Source organism: Erwinia sp. LJJL01 (genome assembly GCF_047300805.2).
GTDB lineage: Bacteria > Pseudomonadota > Gammaproteobacteria > Enterobacterales > Enterobacteriaceae > Erwinia > Erwinia aphidicola.
On the sequence record NZ_CP178576.1, the window covers coordinates 1757370 to 1772614 of the forward strand.

Here is a 15245-nt window from a genome sequence, read left to right on the forward strand (position 1 = left end):
AACTACCCCTTTTTTTGCAATGCGCCCAATTCGGTCAGTAATGGCCAGCGCTGATAAATTGCGGCCAGCCTTTCCTGACGGGCAATATCGATATAGCGAAACGCGGTTAACGCAAAAGCCTCACCCAGTGCGCTAATGTCATCGGGCGGTTCGTGGCCAGGGATTTTCCCAGATTGCTGATTTTTATTCGGCATGGCGGTCATTATGTCGGATTATCCGCACGGATTAATAGGATTTCATCACATAACGATTCCATCAATGATTCACTGGAATGGTTTACGATGTAATGTATATTTACGGGATTAGAATTGGTACGGAAATCTTTATCCGACCTGCCATTATGCTGGATTACCCCTGGTGCGAAAAATCTTATGACGATTTCATTTAGCTTAGGGCTGGGTCAGGTCCAAAATGAATTAGTGCTGATGCAACCGCCAGGCTGCTACTGGGTAACGGTAAACCGTCAGGAAGATGCACGCACTCTGGCACGTCAGACTATCGCGACTCAGACGGCCGTGACGCTGATCGCCACCCCTGAGAAACCCCAGTCTCTGCTGGTTCCAGACCCTGCCAGCGGCCCGAACACCATCCCGCTGTTTTCCCTGCCCGCTACTCAGCAAGCCCTGCTTAATTTGGGCGAAGATTTATCGCGCGCTTTAGCCAACAAGCCACGATTCTTGTTATTTTTTACCGCATTTAGCAGCTGGGAAAAAATAACACCTGAAGAATTAAACAGCTGGCTGAAGGGAATGCAAAAGTGGTTAGCCTCGCGACAGTCAACAATGTTGATTATCACTTACGGTTCCGGCGTTAATCACCTGCGAAATGATTTACAAACCCGCTATCGTCATTTAGACGGACTTTCACATCTGGAATGGCAGCAGGATAGCTGGAATTACCGAATTAACTGGTGGTGTAATAAAAGTGGCATGCTGGCCGACCGCGCATTACGCCTTGAATTACAGCAGGATTGCTTCACTCAGATTAGCGATTCGGAGCAAAATAGCCCGTTAACCTTAAATGATGAGCATCTGTACCTGGCCGAAAAAGGGGTGCTGGAGGGCGCGCCGCCGCTCTCCAGCGCCTGGACGCTGTTCGACGATAACGGCCAGCTGGCCAGCCGCGCTCAGCAGGCCAGCGCCGCCACGGTGATCTTTAACCTGCACCACAGTGACCAGATCGCCCAGCTTGCCGCAGACATTCATAACCTGCGGCGCACGCGCGGCAGCGGGCTGAAAATCGTGGTGCGCGAGATGCACACCGCGCTGCGCAACAGCGATGAGCGCCTGCTGCTGGCCTGCGGCGTAAACGCGATTGTGCCGCTAAACGCCGCGATGTCGCGCTTTCTCACCACGCTGGAAGGCTTGCAGGGGCAGCGCTATAACCGCCACGTGCCGGCCGACCTGAGCGTACTGCTGAAATCGATGCAGCCATTGCAGGAGAAAGGCTACCTGCCGCTGGAGCACTTCTGCCGCTCGGTAACGCGCCTGATCGGCAACACCGTGCTGCCGCAGGACGGCAAAGGGCTACTGGTGGCGCTGCGCCCGGTGCCGGAGCTGAACCCGGAGCAGGCGCTGACGCTGTGCAAGCCGCGCCGCTTCGGTGACCTGGTGACGCGCATCGGCGACCGCCTGTACCTGTTCCTCTCCTCGTGCCGCTACAACGACCTGGATACCGCGCTGAAATTTATCTTCCGCCTGCCGCCCGACGAGATCTTCACCAATCGCCTGGTGTGGTTTGAAGATCTGCAGATCCTGTCGGAAGTGCGGCAGATGGCCGGCACCACGCCCGGCGCCTGGCGCGATGCCCCTGCTGTGCAAGCCCCCCCTTCTGCTGCGGAACCGCAGGCCGCACCGCTGCGCCTGGTGCCGGAAGAGGTGACGCTTAACACCCCGGTGGACAAGGGCGATGCGCCATGACGCTGATGGACTGGGTGCAGATTGTCACTCTGCTGCTGCTGATCCTGCTGCTGCTCAAACCGCTATACGGCCGCTGGCTGCCGAAAAAATGGCGCGGGCTGCGGCACCGCGTGCTGCCGCCGCGCGCGTTGAAATATGAAGGCACGTGGCGGCGTAAAACTTCCGGGACGGACAGTAAAAAATCATGACCCTGCGTGACCCTTCTTCTGAGACTTCCCCTGGCCTGTGGCGCAACTGGCGCGGGCTGGGCGGCTGGAACCTCTATTTCCTGCTGAAATTTGCCCTGCTGTGGTTTGGCTACCTCAACTTCCACGCGCTGGCTAATCTGGTGTTTCTGGCGTGGCTGCTGCTGCCCTCGCCGAAGCTGCACCGTCTGCGCCACTGGGTCTCCGTGCCCCTCGGCATCGCGCTGCTGTGGCACGACACCTGGCTGCCGGGGCTTTCCAGCCTGCTCAGCCAGGGCAGCCAGCTGGCGGGCTTCTCCCCGGCTTATCTGCTCGACCTGCTGCAGCGCTTTATCAACTGGCAGATGATCGGCAGCGGCTTCGTGCTGATGGTGCTCTACCTGTTTGTTGCCCAGTGGCTGCGGGTGACGGTGCTGGTGTCACTGGCGCTGGTGTGGCTCAACGTGGTGAACCTGGCCGGGCCTTCCTTCGCCCTGCTGCCGGATAAAGCGGCTGCGCCGGTTGCCGTCGCAAGCAGTACGCCGGGGAATAATACCGTGGCCGCCAGCGGGCTGGATCAGTCCGCTGCCCCCACCAGCGCCAGCCTGACGGCGTACCTGAACAGGTTTTATGAAACAGAGAAGCAGCGCGTCACCGCCTTCCCGGCGGCGCTGCCTGCCGATGCCGCGCCGTTCGATATTCTGGTGATCAACATCTGCTCGCTGGCCTGGTCGGATATTGATTACGCCCGGCTGCGTAATCACCCGCTGTGGAAACATTTCGACCTGCTGCTGGATAACTACAATTCTGCCACCGGCTACAGCGGCCCGGCGGGCATCCGCCTGCTGCGCGCCAGCTGCGGGCAAAGCTCGCACAGCGATCTGTACAAGCCGGTAGATGCCCGCTGCTACCTGTTTGATAACCTGGCGCAGCTCGGCTTTAAGCCGCAGCTGATGCTGGACCATCAGGGGATTTTTGGCGGCTATTTGCAGGAGCTGCGCGAAGAGGGCAATTTACAGGCACCGCTGATGTCGCAGGCCGGTATCTCGCACGAACTGACCTCCTTCGACGGCTCGCCGGTGTTTAACGATGCGCAGCTGATGCAGCGCTGGCTCGACGAACGCCAGAAAAGCGCCGACGCCCGCAGCGCCACCTTCTATAACCTGATCCCGCTGCACGACGGCACGCGCACGCTGGGCAGCAGCAAAACCGCGCCGTGGCAGCCACGGGCCAACACGCTGTTTGACCAGCTGGACGGCTTCCTGACTAACCTCGACAAGTCTGGCCGCCGGGTGATGGTGATTGTGGTGCCGGAGCACGGCGCAGCGCTGGAGGGTGACCGCATGCAGATGTCCGGCCTGCGCGACATCCCAAGCAGCAGCATTACCCACGTGCCGGTCGGGATTAAGTTTGCCGGGATGAAAGCGCCGCACCAGGCGACGCTAAACGTCAGCACCCCCACCAGCCTGCAGGCGATCTCCGAACTGGTCTCCCGCGTGGTCGACGGCCAGGTGTTCAACGCGCCGAACGTGAATATGGCCGCGCTGAGCGATAACCTGCCGCAGACGCCGGTAGTCTCGGAAAATGATAACGCGGTGGTGGTGATGTATCAGGGCAAGCCGTGGATTAGGTTGAACGGCGGCGACTGGGTGGCGTATCCGCAGTGATCGGCGTGGGGTTTGTCGGGGTGGGTTCAGGGCCGACCGCAAAAGAAGGTCGGCCCCTACCCAGGCAGGTAGCCCTACCCGGGGTGAGACGGTATTCAGTACCGGCGAGGCATATAGCACCAAACGGGATTTGCGTAGGGGTCGGGCATGCCCGACCCGGGGTGAGCACGGAGCTCAGTACGGGCGAGGCATGCCTTCGCCCCCCAGGTTTAGCCTGATGCCACGTCTTTAACTATCGTGCTACCAATAATCAGGCTTATCGGCTGGTTTTTTTCTTGTCGGTACGCGAGGAGGAAATTGATGGGCTATCAGCTCATCAATTTTTACATGCCGCCTTATCCAGTCACTGTGGTTTTTTAGAGAGCCAGGAACTCCACGATCTATACCTTCCCTGTGCGGCAGAATAATACCAACAGTAACCGCTGGGAAATCTTCTCTGATCGCTTTCAGTGCGGGTGTCATATCAGTATCCGCTGAGACAAGGACGATCTGTTCAGTGCATTGTGCGACATTCTTATTTCTCTGGCATGCGAGAAGTCGGTACATGCTTATGGCAATATTTACATCCGTTTCTTTCTCCTCAAGATCCCACACATCTACCTTATCGGTTCGGGATGCCTGAACTCCTTCTATATAGCGTGGAGCTTTACCGCGATTAAGTCTGTGCCTGCCCAGGTTGACTATCACACCCTGCGCTTTCAGGGCACGGATATAAACATCTTGTGCCTCGGCTGACTGCTTCCCCCTGCTTGCAAGAGGGGGCAAAACGGGAGAGGTAAAGTAATTCACCTGCTGGGTTACAGAGGCTGGATTTTGTATCTTGCAGATATGAGCCAGCAGAGCGGGCAAATCTAGCCACTTGTAGGGTGTTCCGGCCAGCATACCGTAGAAGAGGTTGTATCCATCAACAAAAAAGGAGGTGCGCATTTTTTCTTATCCTTAAGAAACGAAAAAACCGGCGCGATGGCCGGTTCCTTCACCCCAACGGCCAGTGAACTTAATCGCTGCGTTCAGGGTTGAGTGGAATTTATTCTACTCAAATATGGACCACAGTCAATGACAGTACATCATCGTCTTCGAAGATCTAACCATGCGGGCGAGGCATGCCGTGGCCCCTACAATAACCAGGTAACCTGAATCGTAGGGGTCGGGCATGCCCGACTCGGGTGAGCACGGGGCTCAGTACGGGCGAGGCAAGCCTTCGCCCCTACGAAAACCCGATCTACCGGTCTTTCAGCGCCAGCCAGGTGAGCAGGTGCAGGCTGGAGGAGTAGTAATCTTCGCTGCTGTTAAGCTGGTCGTTGAGATAGCCGGTATCATCCAGCGTCAAATCACGCACTGCCAGCAGGCCGCCGGCCATATTGTACGGCGCTTTTTCGTTGCTCATCACATCAATCCACGCCGGGGTTTGCAGGCGCTGGAAGCTCATCCAGAAATGCTGGAACGGCACCAGCTGCAGCGACTGCGGATCGTACCAGTGCAGATAGAGCGGAATGCGGATGGCATCGTAGCTGAAGCGCGGCGGCCAGGCGGTGGCCGGAGCCATGCTGCCGTCGGCGTTCAGCGCCACCCAGTCGAGCGGCAGGCCGCTGTCGCCGAAGCGCATCTCGGACAGCAGCTGCTGCCCGTCGCTGATGAGTTTGTTCCACACTTGCAGATGACTGCGCGCGGCAAAATCACGCCACGCCGGGAAGATAAAGTAGGACGGATTGAGGATCACATAGCTGGTCTTGTTAAAGCCCTGCGCCCCAGGCAGCATAATGGTGCGCCCGGCATAGACGATCACATTGCGTTTGATAATCTCTTTTTGCAGGCGGTCGGAGGCCTGTAAGTAGCCGTTATCGCCCCACTTATTGCCCGCCTTCAGCAGCGCCCAGGCGATCAGCACATCGCCATCGGAGGCGTTGTTGCGGTCGCTGACCGGGTCGCTGGCGTCGGGGATGTACTTCCAGTAGAACAGGCCGTTAGCCGGGTTGCTGAGGTTATTCTGCGTCCAGCGCCACAGGCTGTCGAAGCCGCTGCGGTCGTTGTACCAGACGGCCATCAGCATCGCGAAGCCCTGGCCCTCGGTGTGGCTGACGTTTTTGTTACCGGTGTCCTGAATGCGGCCATCGGCGGTCATAAAACGGGTTTTAAAGGTGCTCCAGCCGTCCGCTGCACCGGCCTGGGATACGCCCAGCGCCAGTGCCAGCAGCAGCACGCTGGCCCTGAATATGGCAATCATAGTCATCCTCATGCCTGATAGCGGAAGCGCAGCGAGCTGTCGCCCGTCTCTTCCACACTCAGCGATACGCTATCGCTGCCACCCTGCCCGCGCAGCCAGCGGGCATACAGCCCCACCAGCACCGCGCCGAGCGCCAGGCGCCACTGGCGATCGCTCATCACGCCGTCGCCCGGCGGCAGCGCCAGATGATCGATAACGATCGCGCTGTCGCTCGGTTGCAGATCGACAAAGCCCCAGTTGAACTGTGCCAGTACGCGGTTGATCTGCCTTTCCAGGTCCGCCACGGTTGCCACCTCGCCCAGCGGGTAGCGGCTGGCAAGGTTGTCACCCATCTGGCGCAGAAACGCCTGGCTCTCCTGCTCGCCCGCATTGTTCAACATGCCGTTAATCATCACGCTCAGCAGATCAAACCAGCCGGGCTGATACTGCTGCTGACGATAATATTGCAGGGTACGATCCTGTAACTGACTCATGCTTATTTGCCCCCCAGCATGTAGCGGAAGTAGAGTTGCGCGGTACTTTCGTTGTAGTCACCGAAGGTATCGTAGCCCACCTGGCCGCCGATGGTGACATCCTTGTTGATCTTGTAATCCGCACCCGCGTGCAGGTTGTACCCGATGCCGCTCTTGCTGCCGCCGCTGAAGTACGCTTCTTTGGCGTAGCCGGCGGTGACCGCATCTTCCAGCAGGGACTGATAGTCCGGGTTGTTCGGGAAGTAGGCGCTCTTATCCTGGGTATAAGACTGGTAACCGGCCGAGCCGCCCACTTTTACACTCAGGTCATCATAGGTCTGCGAGAAGTCCACCGGGAACGACACGCTGATGTAGTTCTGCGGGCTGAAGTAGCCGCCCTGACCATAGGTGAAGTTGCTGAGGTTCTTCGAGAAGTCCATCCAGCTGATATTGATACCGGTTTTCAGCTCGCGGTCACTGTAGTGGAACGGACGCACGTAGGCTCCCGCACTCCCCATCAGCGCGCTGTTGCTGGCAACGTTTTCGCCGATATAGCTGTAGCCGCCCCCGCCGAAGTAGAAGCCCGCATCGCCGTCGTCGTAGCTTAACAGCGCGTTACCGCCGTTTTTGGTCACCTGGCCCCAGCTCTTGCCGGAGTAGCTGTCTTTCACGCCCACGTAGGAGAGCAGGCTGTCGGTGACGGCGCGGCGCTCCCCGGTGAGGATCAGCGTCAGGTAATCCGTCAGCTTCGGCGCCCACTTCACGCCCCCCACCATGGTGCTGAGATCCTGCCCCAGCGGGGTGCTGCCGAGGTCGATTTTGTAGCTGTCACCACTTAATGCCAGGTTCAGCTCAACACCGTTGGCGGTCTGCGAATCGGACGCGCTGTCGCTGGCGGTATCAACGTTAACCTTACGCGAGGAGGCCGCAAGGTATTTCGCCAGCGTGCTGTTGTTATTCAACGTTTGCAGATTGCTCTGGCCGCCGTTGGTGAACGGGTTGTAGTCCGCGCTGTCGATGCCGCTGAGGTTGGTCAGCGCGGCGCCGACGCCCGGGTTAGCGGCATCAAACACGGTTTTTTCCGCGGCGGTTAAGCCGCTGTAGTAAGCCTGCTCGTTCTTGATGTTCTGGATCAGGTTGCTGGTCGCCACGCTGGCCGCGCCGGTGCCGAGACGGCGGAAGGCGTCGCCGCTGGCGCTGCCCGCGCTGAGCGTCATTGGCGTCACGGTGAAGTCAAAGCGCGCATCGCCAAGCGGTGAGCTTGACCAGGTGAGCGGCGCTTTGGCTTCGGTCAGCTTGCTCAGGCCATTTTCGCCATCGCGACCGCGGATCTGGATCCCGCCCTGCACCCAGGTGCCGGTATCCTTTTGCAGTTCGTCCATCATGGTGTCGATCTGGTGCAGCGTCTGGCTCTGCTGGGTGGCGACCTGCGTGCCGCCGCCCACCACGCTAACGCCGTCGATATCACGGTAGTCGCGCGCATCCGGCGACTGCTGCCACGGCATGGTATTGCCATACACCGATGGCGATTTACGTACCGACAGCGTGGTGCGGTTGATAAACGGGTTGTCGGCCAGCGTCAGGCCACCAATGCCCGCGCTGCTGCCCACCGTGCTGCCGTCGAGGCCAATCATCTTGCCCTTGGCGGTGCGCAGGTAGCTTAGCGCCTGGTTGTGGTCGCCTTCTGCTTCCGCGACGCGCGCCAGTAACAGCAGGCGTTGCGGGGAAGGTTCGCCCTGCAGACCGCTGGCGAGCGCACGCGCTTTTGGCACGTCGTTCAGCGCCAGCGCGCTGTTGATCGCCCCTTCGCGCGCATCCTGGGTCGGCGTGTCGCGCGTCATCAGGTAGTCGTAGACCACCGCCGCTTCTTTGTTCATTTTTCCGGACTGATAGAGGCGCGCCATGGCGAACATCAGGTCGCTATTCTGCGGGTCTTTCTGCAATGCGCCGATCAGCTTGTCGTAGGCCGCCGCATACTGCTTACGCTCACGCAGGTCGTCGACTTCGTTGATCAGGCCGCCGTTGCGGATCCCCGCCAGCTGGGTGCTGGTGCTGCGCGCCTGCAGTTCCGGGTTGCTGAGGAAGGTTTGCGCCTCGGCATTCAGTCCGGCCTGGTTAAGCACCGCTACCTGGGCGGCGTAGTCGCCCGCGTTGCCCTGCACGCCGCGCTGCATATTGTTACGCACCACGGCTACCGCGCTGGTCATATCACCCGCCTGCGCCAGCCCTTTCGCCAGGTTACCGGCATCGGCCGGGTTCGCTGGCGGATTAACCGCCAGCGCCTTCAGGGTATTCGCCGCGGCGGCATTGGCACCCTGCGCCAGATACTGCTGGGCCACCGACATCTGCTGATTGAAATTAACGCGCTGGGCGAGGGTGCGCATCTCCGCATTCTGGCTGCGTGGCGGAATGCGCGACAGCAGGCTCTGCGCCTGCGCCCAGGCCCCGCTTTCGCTGGCAAACAGCGCCGCAGCGTAGACTTCGTTGCTGCTGGCGCCGTTGCGGAAGGCGGGCTGCATCACGCCAGCGGCCGCCGCGCTATCGCCCTGCTGCTGGTAGATACGCGCCAGGTCGAGGCGCAGCCAGCCATCGTTCGGGAAGCGCTGCATGCCCTGATGCAGAATGCTGATGGCGCGCTGCGGATTGCCCGCCGCCAGCGCCTGTTTGGCATCACGACGCACGGGATCGCTGGTCGCCACCGGGCGCGGCGTCACCGCTTCGCGCACGCTGGCTGGCAGGGAGGCCAACAGCGTATTGGCTTCGGCGGTGTTGCCCTTCTGGCGCAGCACGTAGAACAGCCCCTCTTTCGCCGGGCGGTTATTGGCGTCGCTCGCCAGCACGTCGCGGTAGGTCTGTTCAGCCTGATCGAGCTGGTTATTGCGGCGCAGCACGTCGGCACGGAACAGCTTCGCCGCCACGCCTTTCTCGCCTGCGGCCTGGGTTAGCGGCGCGCTGAGGCTCAGCGCCTGAGCGCTGTCACCGGATTTCAGTGCCTGCTGGGCAGACGCCAGCTGGCCGTAAAAGCGCGCATCGGCGGCCTGCTGCTGGCGCTGCTGGCTGTCGCTGCCGCCCAGCTTAGCGGCGCGGTCGAGGTAGTCCGCCGCTTTCGCGTAGTCGCCGCTGCGCTGCGCTACATAACCGAGCCCGGCCAGCGCATCCGCATCTTCCGGGTTGGTTTGCAGCACCTGGTCGAAGGCGCTCTGCGCACCGGAGACATCACCGCTGTTGAGGGCGGTAAAGCCCTGGCCTTTCGCGGCACCGCCCACGTTCTTACGGTAATAGTCCAGCACCGTTTTATCCTGCGGATGGCGCTGCTGGTAGTTCTGATACAGCGGCGCATCCCCCGGCTGTGGACCGAGCCACAGCAGCCCCTGGCGCAGGGAGCGGTCAGCATCGGCGTTACCGTCGGCCAGGCTCTCCAGGGTTTGTAGCCCTTCGCGGCGCGTCGACTCCTGATACGTCAGCGCTTTGCCGAGCGCCAGCTTCGCGCCGGTATCCTGCGGATGCTGTGCCGCGAACTGGCGCAGGTTATCCACCGCCTGCGGCAGCAGCGCGCGGTCGCCAGCCATGGTCAGGTAGTATTCTGCCGCCACGCTGGCCGGCGGCTCATTACCGCTAAAGGTGTTGCGCCAGGTTTGCAGCGCGGCGGCGGTGTTGCCGCTGCGCGCCTGCTGGCGGGCCAGCGACAGCTGCGCGGCCGGAATGGTTTGCAGCTGGCGCGCGTTATCCAGCTCCACCAGGCGCGCGTCCTGCGGGGAGACCTGGCTTAAACGCGCGCGCCATTTGGCGGCAGCGGCGCCGTCGCCGCTCTGCTGCGACCACAGCGCCATCAGGTACAGCGCCTGGGTGTTATTGCCGTCAACCATCAGCACTTTGTTCAGCGCATCACGCGCCAGCTCGTCATGGGCTTTCTGGTGCCAGTAGTTGGCCTGGTCAAACAGCGCCTGAATCGCCGGGTTGCTCTCCGCCGCCATCAGCGGGCCGGCGAGCATCGACAGGGCAAAGCCGCCGGCGATCGCCCAGCGCTGGCGAATTCTGGCGGTAATCGGGGTGAGCCTGGTTTTCATCATTCTTTCTTCTCGCCAGAGGAACGGGGATCGCTTTTCGGGTGCAGACGACGCCATGAGTGGCGCTTCAGCAGCACATACACGCTCAGGCCAACCACGGTGGAACAGAACAGCGCCAGCAGGGCCAGCAGCACCGCATGCTGATTGGCATACCACACCACCATCCTGTACCACGGCATCTGCCCGCTCGGGAACATCGCGCCGACGCGGAAGCTGCGGATACCGTTCTCATCGGTGATGATGGCGGTATCGCCGCGGATCCCCGCGTTAATCCGTGCCGAGGTCATGTCGCCGTGCAGGCGCGACAGCTGGTTATCGTCAGTGGCGACGGTCATCACCACCAGGCGACTGCTGTTCCACGGCGAGCGATAGCTGACAAAACCGCGCCAGTCTTCGTTGGAGGAGAAGTAACGGTCGGCGTCCAGCGTCTGACGATACCAGTCGCCGGTCAGCCAGCCGCGCAGGTTATCCAGCGTGTTTGGCACTTTGACGCCGAGCGTGCGGTTGTTCACCTTATAAGGGGAAGCCGCCAGCATCTCGCGGTTAAAATGGGTTTGCGCCAGGGTGGAGACCGACAGCACGTCGCTGTTTTCCAGACGCCCGCGCAGCGAACCGCTGGCCGGAATACCAAACATCACGCTGTTATGGCTCAGCGCCACGCCGGTGGCATTACCCGAGCGGCCAGCCATATCCAGCAGGGTGCTGATCTCCGCATTGCTCGGCTGCTCTGGCAGCATTAGCACGGTCTGCGAGTAGTCGGCCAGGCGCGAGAACGGGAACGAGGCGCCGACGAAGTAAGAGAGGTTCGGCAGCAGCGTAAAGTGACGGGTATGGCTCAGATCGATAAACGAATCATCCTCAATCCGGCTCTTGATGTTGTTGTTGGTCAGCACGCTGCACGGCGCGCTGGCCTTCGGCTTGATGTTGAAATAGAGCTGCATCTGGTTGTCGCCGTAAATCAGGTACGGGTCCAGCTTCAGCGTGTATTTCTCCTGGCGCGCATCGCCGCCCAGACGGTGCCAGATGTTCTCCAGCAGGCCGACTTTATTGACGGTCAGGTTGCGCAGGAAGGTGCCGTTCAGCGTCACGTTGAGCAGCGAGTTATCTTCATCAATCCAGCTTTCCGACGGGAAGCGATAGTTGAGCTGCACCGGAATTGTGTCGCCGTCCCACAGGAACAGGTCCGGCGCGGCGCGGAAATTGACGCGCAGCGCATCATGCCAGATGCCGGTGGTGGTCAGGCTCTGGTCTTTGCGCAGCAGCTCGCTCAGGCGCACCGGGCGATCGGTGTTGATCCAGCGCGGCGCGTCGTATGGCTTGCTTAATGGCATAGTCTGGTTGGCGACGTTCAGCGCAGCGTCGTCGAGGTTGAGCGGCTGCAGCAGGCGCCAGCTGGCCTGACGCAGCTGGTCGTCATCTTTCCCGACCACCAGCAGCAGCTTGTACACCGGATTATCCGGGTTGTCGACGATCTGCACAGACGGGCCTGCGCTATCCGGTAAGGTCAGGCTGCCAATCTTCTCGCCGGGATGGCCGAACACCACGCCGTTTTTCTCCGGCAGCTGGCCGCGCAGCACCGGGAAGCTGATGCCGCGATAGTCGGCCTGAATCCCCATCCAGGAAGCGAGGATCGCCGCCGCGCTAACTTCACCCGGGGAAACGTTGTCGCCGAACACCATCGCCACTGTCGCCGGGCTCATGCGCAGCGGGTCGATAAACGGACGCGGGAAGTTGCGCAGGCTGGTACCGATATTCAGCTGCTGGCCTTCCAGCGCCAGCGAGGTTTTCGGCAGAATGGTGACCTGATACTGCTGGGCGCTGTCGCGCTCGCACAGCAGCCGATCGGCATCGTTAATTTTAAAGCTCAGGTTGTTGCTGGAGACCACCATCGCCGCCGGAATATCCAGCTGGTAATCTTCGCTGGCACGATCGGAAGCGCTAAGCGGCAGCGTACCCAGCGGCTGGCCGTTTAGCATCAGCTGCAGGGAAGTATTGCGCGCCGCCAGCGCCTGCGACACTTTCAGCGACAGGTTAAGACGGGCGTTGGTGACCACCTCATCCGTTGGCAGGGTGAAGACAATACCGGACTGCAGCTGACCGCCTGTCAGGGTGATACCCTGCTTCTGCCCCATCTGCGCCACGCTGACGGTGCTGGTCAGCGGCTGATTGAGCACCGCAACCGCAGCGGGAGGGGTTTCATCGCTTATGGCAGGCAGCGGCGGTAAACCGGCAGGCATCGCGCTGGTGCCCGGCGGCAGTGCCGCTTCATCACCGGCCGGTAAGTTCTCTTCGGCCGCAGCCGCAGGCCGATCGTTCTCCACCGCCGGGGCGGTCATGGTCGACATCTCCGGGCTGGTGCTCTGCGCTGGGGTTGCCGCGCCGACGTCCGCCGGCGGCGGGATATCGGACAGCGCGCTGCTGTCCTGCGTCACGCTGGTCGGGTCGGCCTGCACGCTGCTCAGGGTCAGCATGCTACTCAGGCAGAGTGCTCGCAGTAATAATGGCTTCATACTGCGCTATCCTCTTCCACGTGCGCCTGCTGTTTCTTTCTGGCGCGGCTGTCTTTCCAGCTCAGCCAGAACAGTTCAAATACGGTACGGATGATATTCAGCAGCGAGCGCAGCGGATTATCTTTCGGGCCTTCCGGCTGGATCCACGCATCGGCGCGCGCCAGCACCACGCGCACCAGTTCACGGCGGCGCGACAGCGGCATTTCGTGGAACTGCAGGCGGATAACGCCATCTTCTGCGCCAATGATCTGCACCGGAATGGAGATGGTGCCGGACTCCAGCATCACGTCAATCGCTTCGATTTCATCATTTTCATGGCGCTGGTCCGGGGCGCTTATCTGCGCGCCGCCCATCGACAGGTTGATGGTGCTGCTGCGCGACGAAATGCCGCTGGCGTAGTGGATCACCACCGGCAGGTGGACATCGATACGGATGGTTTTACGCACCTGCTTAGTTTCACGCGCCACGGCAATGGCCGCCATCAGGATGATCAGGCTGAAGGTCGCCCAGCCGACGTTGAGCGCAATCACGTACGGGTCAACGCCAAAATAGTTATGGCCGACGGCGCGAACCACGCCGCTCACCACGCCAATCAGCAGCAGCAGGGCGCAGATCACGTGCGGGCGCACGATGTTAAAGTCGAAGAAGCCGACATCCAGCAGGCCGCCCTTATCCGTCACGTTGAACTTGCCGTGCTTGGGCGAAATCATCGTCAGGAGGGTCGGGATCACCAGGTGGAACGCCATCACCGTTTCGTAAATCTCGCCCCAGAAGGTGGCGCGGAAGCGGCCATTCATCCGCGAGTTGACGTACAGCGACATCACCAGGTGCGGCAGCACGTAGGCGAAGATCAGGCTGGCGGACGAGTGAATGATATTCAGGTTAAACAGCAGGTAGGCCAGCGGCGCGGTCAGGAAGATGACGCGCGGCAGGCCGAACTGGAAGTGCAGCATGGCGTTGAGGTAGCACAGGCGCTGCTGCCACTTCAGACCGCGGCCAAACAGCGGATTATCCACGCGGAAGATCTGCGTCATACCGCGCGCCCAACGGGTACGCTGTACGATATGCAGACCCAGGCGTTCGGTCGCGAGGCCCGCCGCCAGCGGGATCGCCAGGAAGGCTGAGCCCCAGCCGAGGCGCTGCATCTTCAGCGCGGTGTGCGCATCTTCGGTCACGGTTTCCACCGCGAAGCCGCCAATCTCTTCCAGCGCTGAGCGACGGATCACGGCACAGGAGCCGCAGAAAAAGGTGGCGTTCCAGTTGTCGTTACCCTGCTGGACCGGGCCGTAGAACAGTGCGCCCTCGTTCGGGATTTCTCGCGCCGCTTTCAGGTTGCGCTCGAACGGGTCCGGCGAGTAGAAGTAGTGCGGGGTCTGCAACAGCGCCAGCTTCTTATCCTTCAGGAAGGCACCAACGGTGGCCTGCAGGAAGGTGCGGGTGGCGACGTGGTCGCAGTCAAATACGCAGATCAGCTCACCCTTGGTGATTTTCATCGCGTGGTTGAGGTTACCGGCTTTGGCGTGGCGGTTGTCATCACGGGTGATATAGCCGACGCCAACGTCTGCGGCGAAGCGGGCGAATTCGCTGCGCTTGCCATCGTCCAGCAGGTAGATCTTGATCTTGTCGCGCGGGTAGTCGATGCACTGCGCGGCCAGAACGGTGTCGCGCACCACGTCGAGGCTTTCGTTGTAGCTCGGTACGTAGACATCGACGGTCGGCCACAGGCTGACATCGTCCGGCAGCGGCTCAATGGTTCGCTTAAGCGGCCATGAAGTTTGCAGGTAGCCGAGGATTAAAATAAGCCAGACATAGAGCTCGGCAATAAATAAGCCGATGCCGAGGATCGCTTCCACCTCGGAATTAAAATGCAGCGTTTCGGTTGCGCGCCAAAAAATATAACGCGTCGACATCATTGCCGAGAGAACCACCATCACCAGCGAGACTTTTTTGCTCTTGCTAAAGCCCAATAAAAACACGATAGCAATAGAGATTAAGCCAAAGATATATTGCTTCTGGCTGTCCATTGGGGTGATAACGATGACCGCAGCGATGGGGAATAATATCAGCAGCAGCAGATAGAACAGGACTTTGTTCATAAGTCATCCTGAATACGTATAGTTATAATCGTGGCGCTGGCGCCACGCGTCTTCAGGCTTCCGTGCCCGGCGTTATACTCTTCATACTTCAAGCTGCATGTGCGTTGGCTGCTCTCGTTCACCCGAATCACTTACTTCAGTAAGCT

Annotated in this window: 10 protein-coding genes; 3 read left to right on the top strand and 7 right to left on the bottom strand. The window is 60.5% G+C overall.

The features are described 5' to 3' along the window. Nucleotides 1-2: 2 nt before the first annotated feature. Nucleotides 3-194 (bottom strand): cellulose biosynthesis protein BcsR, encoded by a 192-nt coding sequence (gene bcsR, locus ACLI4M_RS09040; RefSeq protein ID WP_133622428.1) that lies wholly within the window; start codon nucleotides 192-194, stop codon nucleotides 3-5. 177 nt (nucleotides 195-371) lie between these two features. Here bcsR and bcsE point away from each other — a divergent pair, with 177 nt between their 5' ends. From bcsE to bcsG, 3 genes are read left to right on the top strand one after another with little or no spacing between them, the layout of a single operon-like run. Next, the gene (gene bcsE, locus ACLI4M_RS09045; RefSeq protein ID WP_133622427.1) at nucleotides 372-1919 is read left to right on the top strand and encodes a cellulose biosynthesis protein BcsE; all 1548 of its coding nucleotides are present in this window, start codon (nucleotides 372-374) and stop codon (nucleotides 1917-1919) included. After that, the gene (gene bcsF, locus ACLI4M_RS09050) at nucleotides 1916-2107 is read left to right on the top strand and encodes a cellulose biosynthesis protein BcsF (RefSeq protein ID WP_133622426.1); all 192 of its coding nucleotides are present in this window, start codon (nucleotides 1916-1918) and stop codon (nucleotides 2105-2107) included. The genes bcsE and bcsF overlap by 4 nt, the downstream gene beginning before the upstream one ends. Then, nucleotides 2104-3750 carry a cellulose biosynthesis protein BcsG gene (gene bcsG / locus ACLI4M_RS09055; protein ID WP_133622425.1) on the top strand — a complete coding sequence of 549 codons (1647 nt, stop codon included), beginning with the start codon at nucleotides 2104-2106 and terminating at the stop codon, nucleotides 3748-3750. The genes bcsF and bcsG overlap by 4 nt, the downstream gene beginning before the upstream one ends. Before the next feature lie 240 nt (nucleotides 3751-3990). Here bcsG and ACLI4M_RS09060 read toward each other — a convergent pair whose 3' ends face one another. The 6 genes from ACLI4M_RS09060 to bcsA all read right to left on the bottom strand — a co-directional run bounded on the left by ACLI4M_RS09060 (nucleotide 3991) and on the right by bcsA (nucleotide 15099). Then, nucleotides 3991-4677, bottom strand: coding sequence for an NYN domain-containing protein (locus tag ACLI4M_RS09060; protein WP_133622424.1), 687 nt, complete (start codon nucleotides 4675-4677; stop codon nucleotides 3991-3993). Nucleotides 4678-4972: 295 nt separating this feature from the next. Continuing rightward, complete coding sequence (locus ACLI4M_RS09065; protein WP_208864902.1) at nucleotides 4973-5974, bottom strand: glycosyl hydrolase family 8; 1002 nt, start codon at nucleotides 5972-5974, stop codon at nucleotides 4973-4975. Nucleotides 5975-5982: 8 nt separating this feature from the next. Further along, nucleotides 5983-6447: a cellulose biosynthesis protein BcsD gene (gene bcsD, locus ACLI4M_RS09070; protein WP_133622423.1), complete on the bottom strand. Its 465-nt coding sequence runs from the start codon at nucleotides 6445-6447 to the stop codon at nucleotides 5983-5985. A 2-nt stretch (nucleotides 6448-6449) separates the two neighbouring features. After that, nucleotides 6450-10493 (bottom strand): cellulose biosynthesis protein BcsC, encoded by a 4044-nt coding sequence (locus ACLI4M_RS09075; protein ID WP_133624982.1) that lies wholly within the window; start codon nucleotides 10491-10493, stop codon nucleotides 6450-6452. Then, on the bottom strand, nucleotides 10493-13003 hold the full coding sequence (gene bcsB / locus ACLI4M_RS09080; RefSeq protein WP_133622422.1) for a cellulose biosynthesis cyclic di-GMP-binding regulatory protein BcsB: 2511 nt from the start codon (nucleotides 13001-13003) through the stop codon (nucleotides 10493-10495). The genes ACLI4M_RS09075 and bcsB overlap by 1 nt, the downstream gene beginning before the upstream one ends. Then, entirely contained in the window at nucleotides 13000-15099 is a 2100-nt protein-coding gene (gene bcsA, locus ACLI4M_RS09085; RefSeq protein ID WP_133622421.1) for a UDP-forming cellulose synthase catalytic subunit, read from the bottom strand. Before bcsA ends, bcsB begins: the two co-directional genes overlap by 4 nt. Nucleotides 15100-15245: the final 146 nt, after the last annotated feature.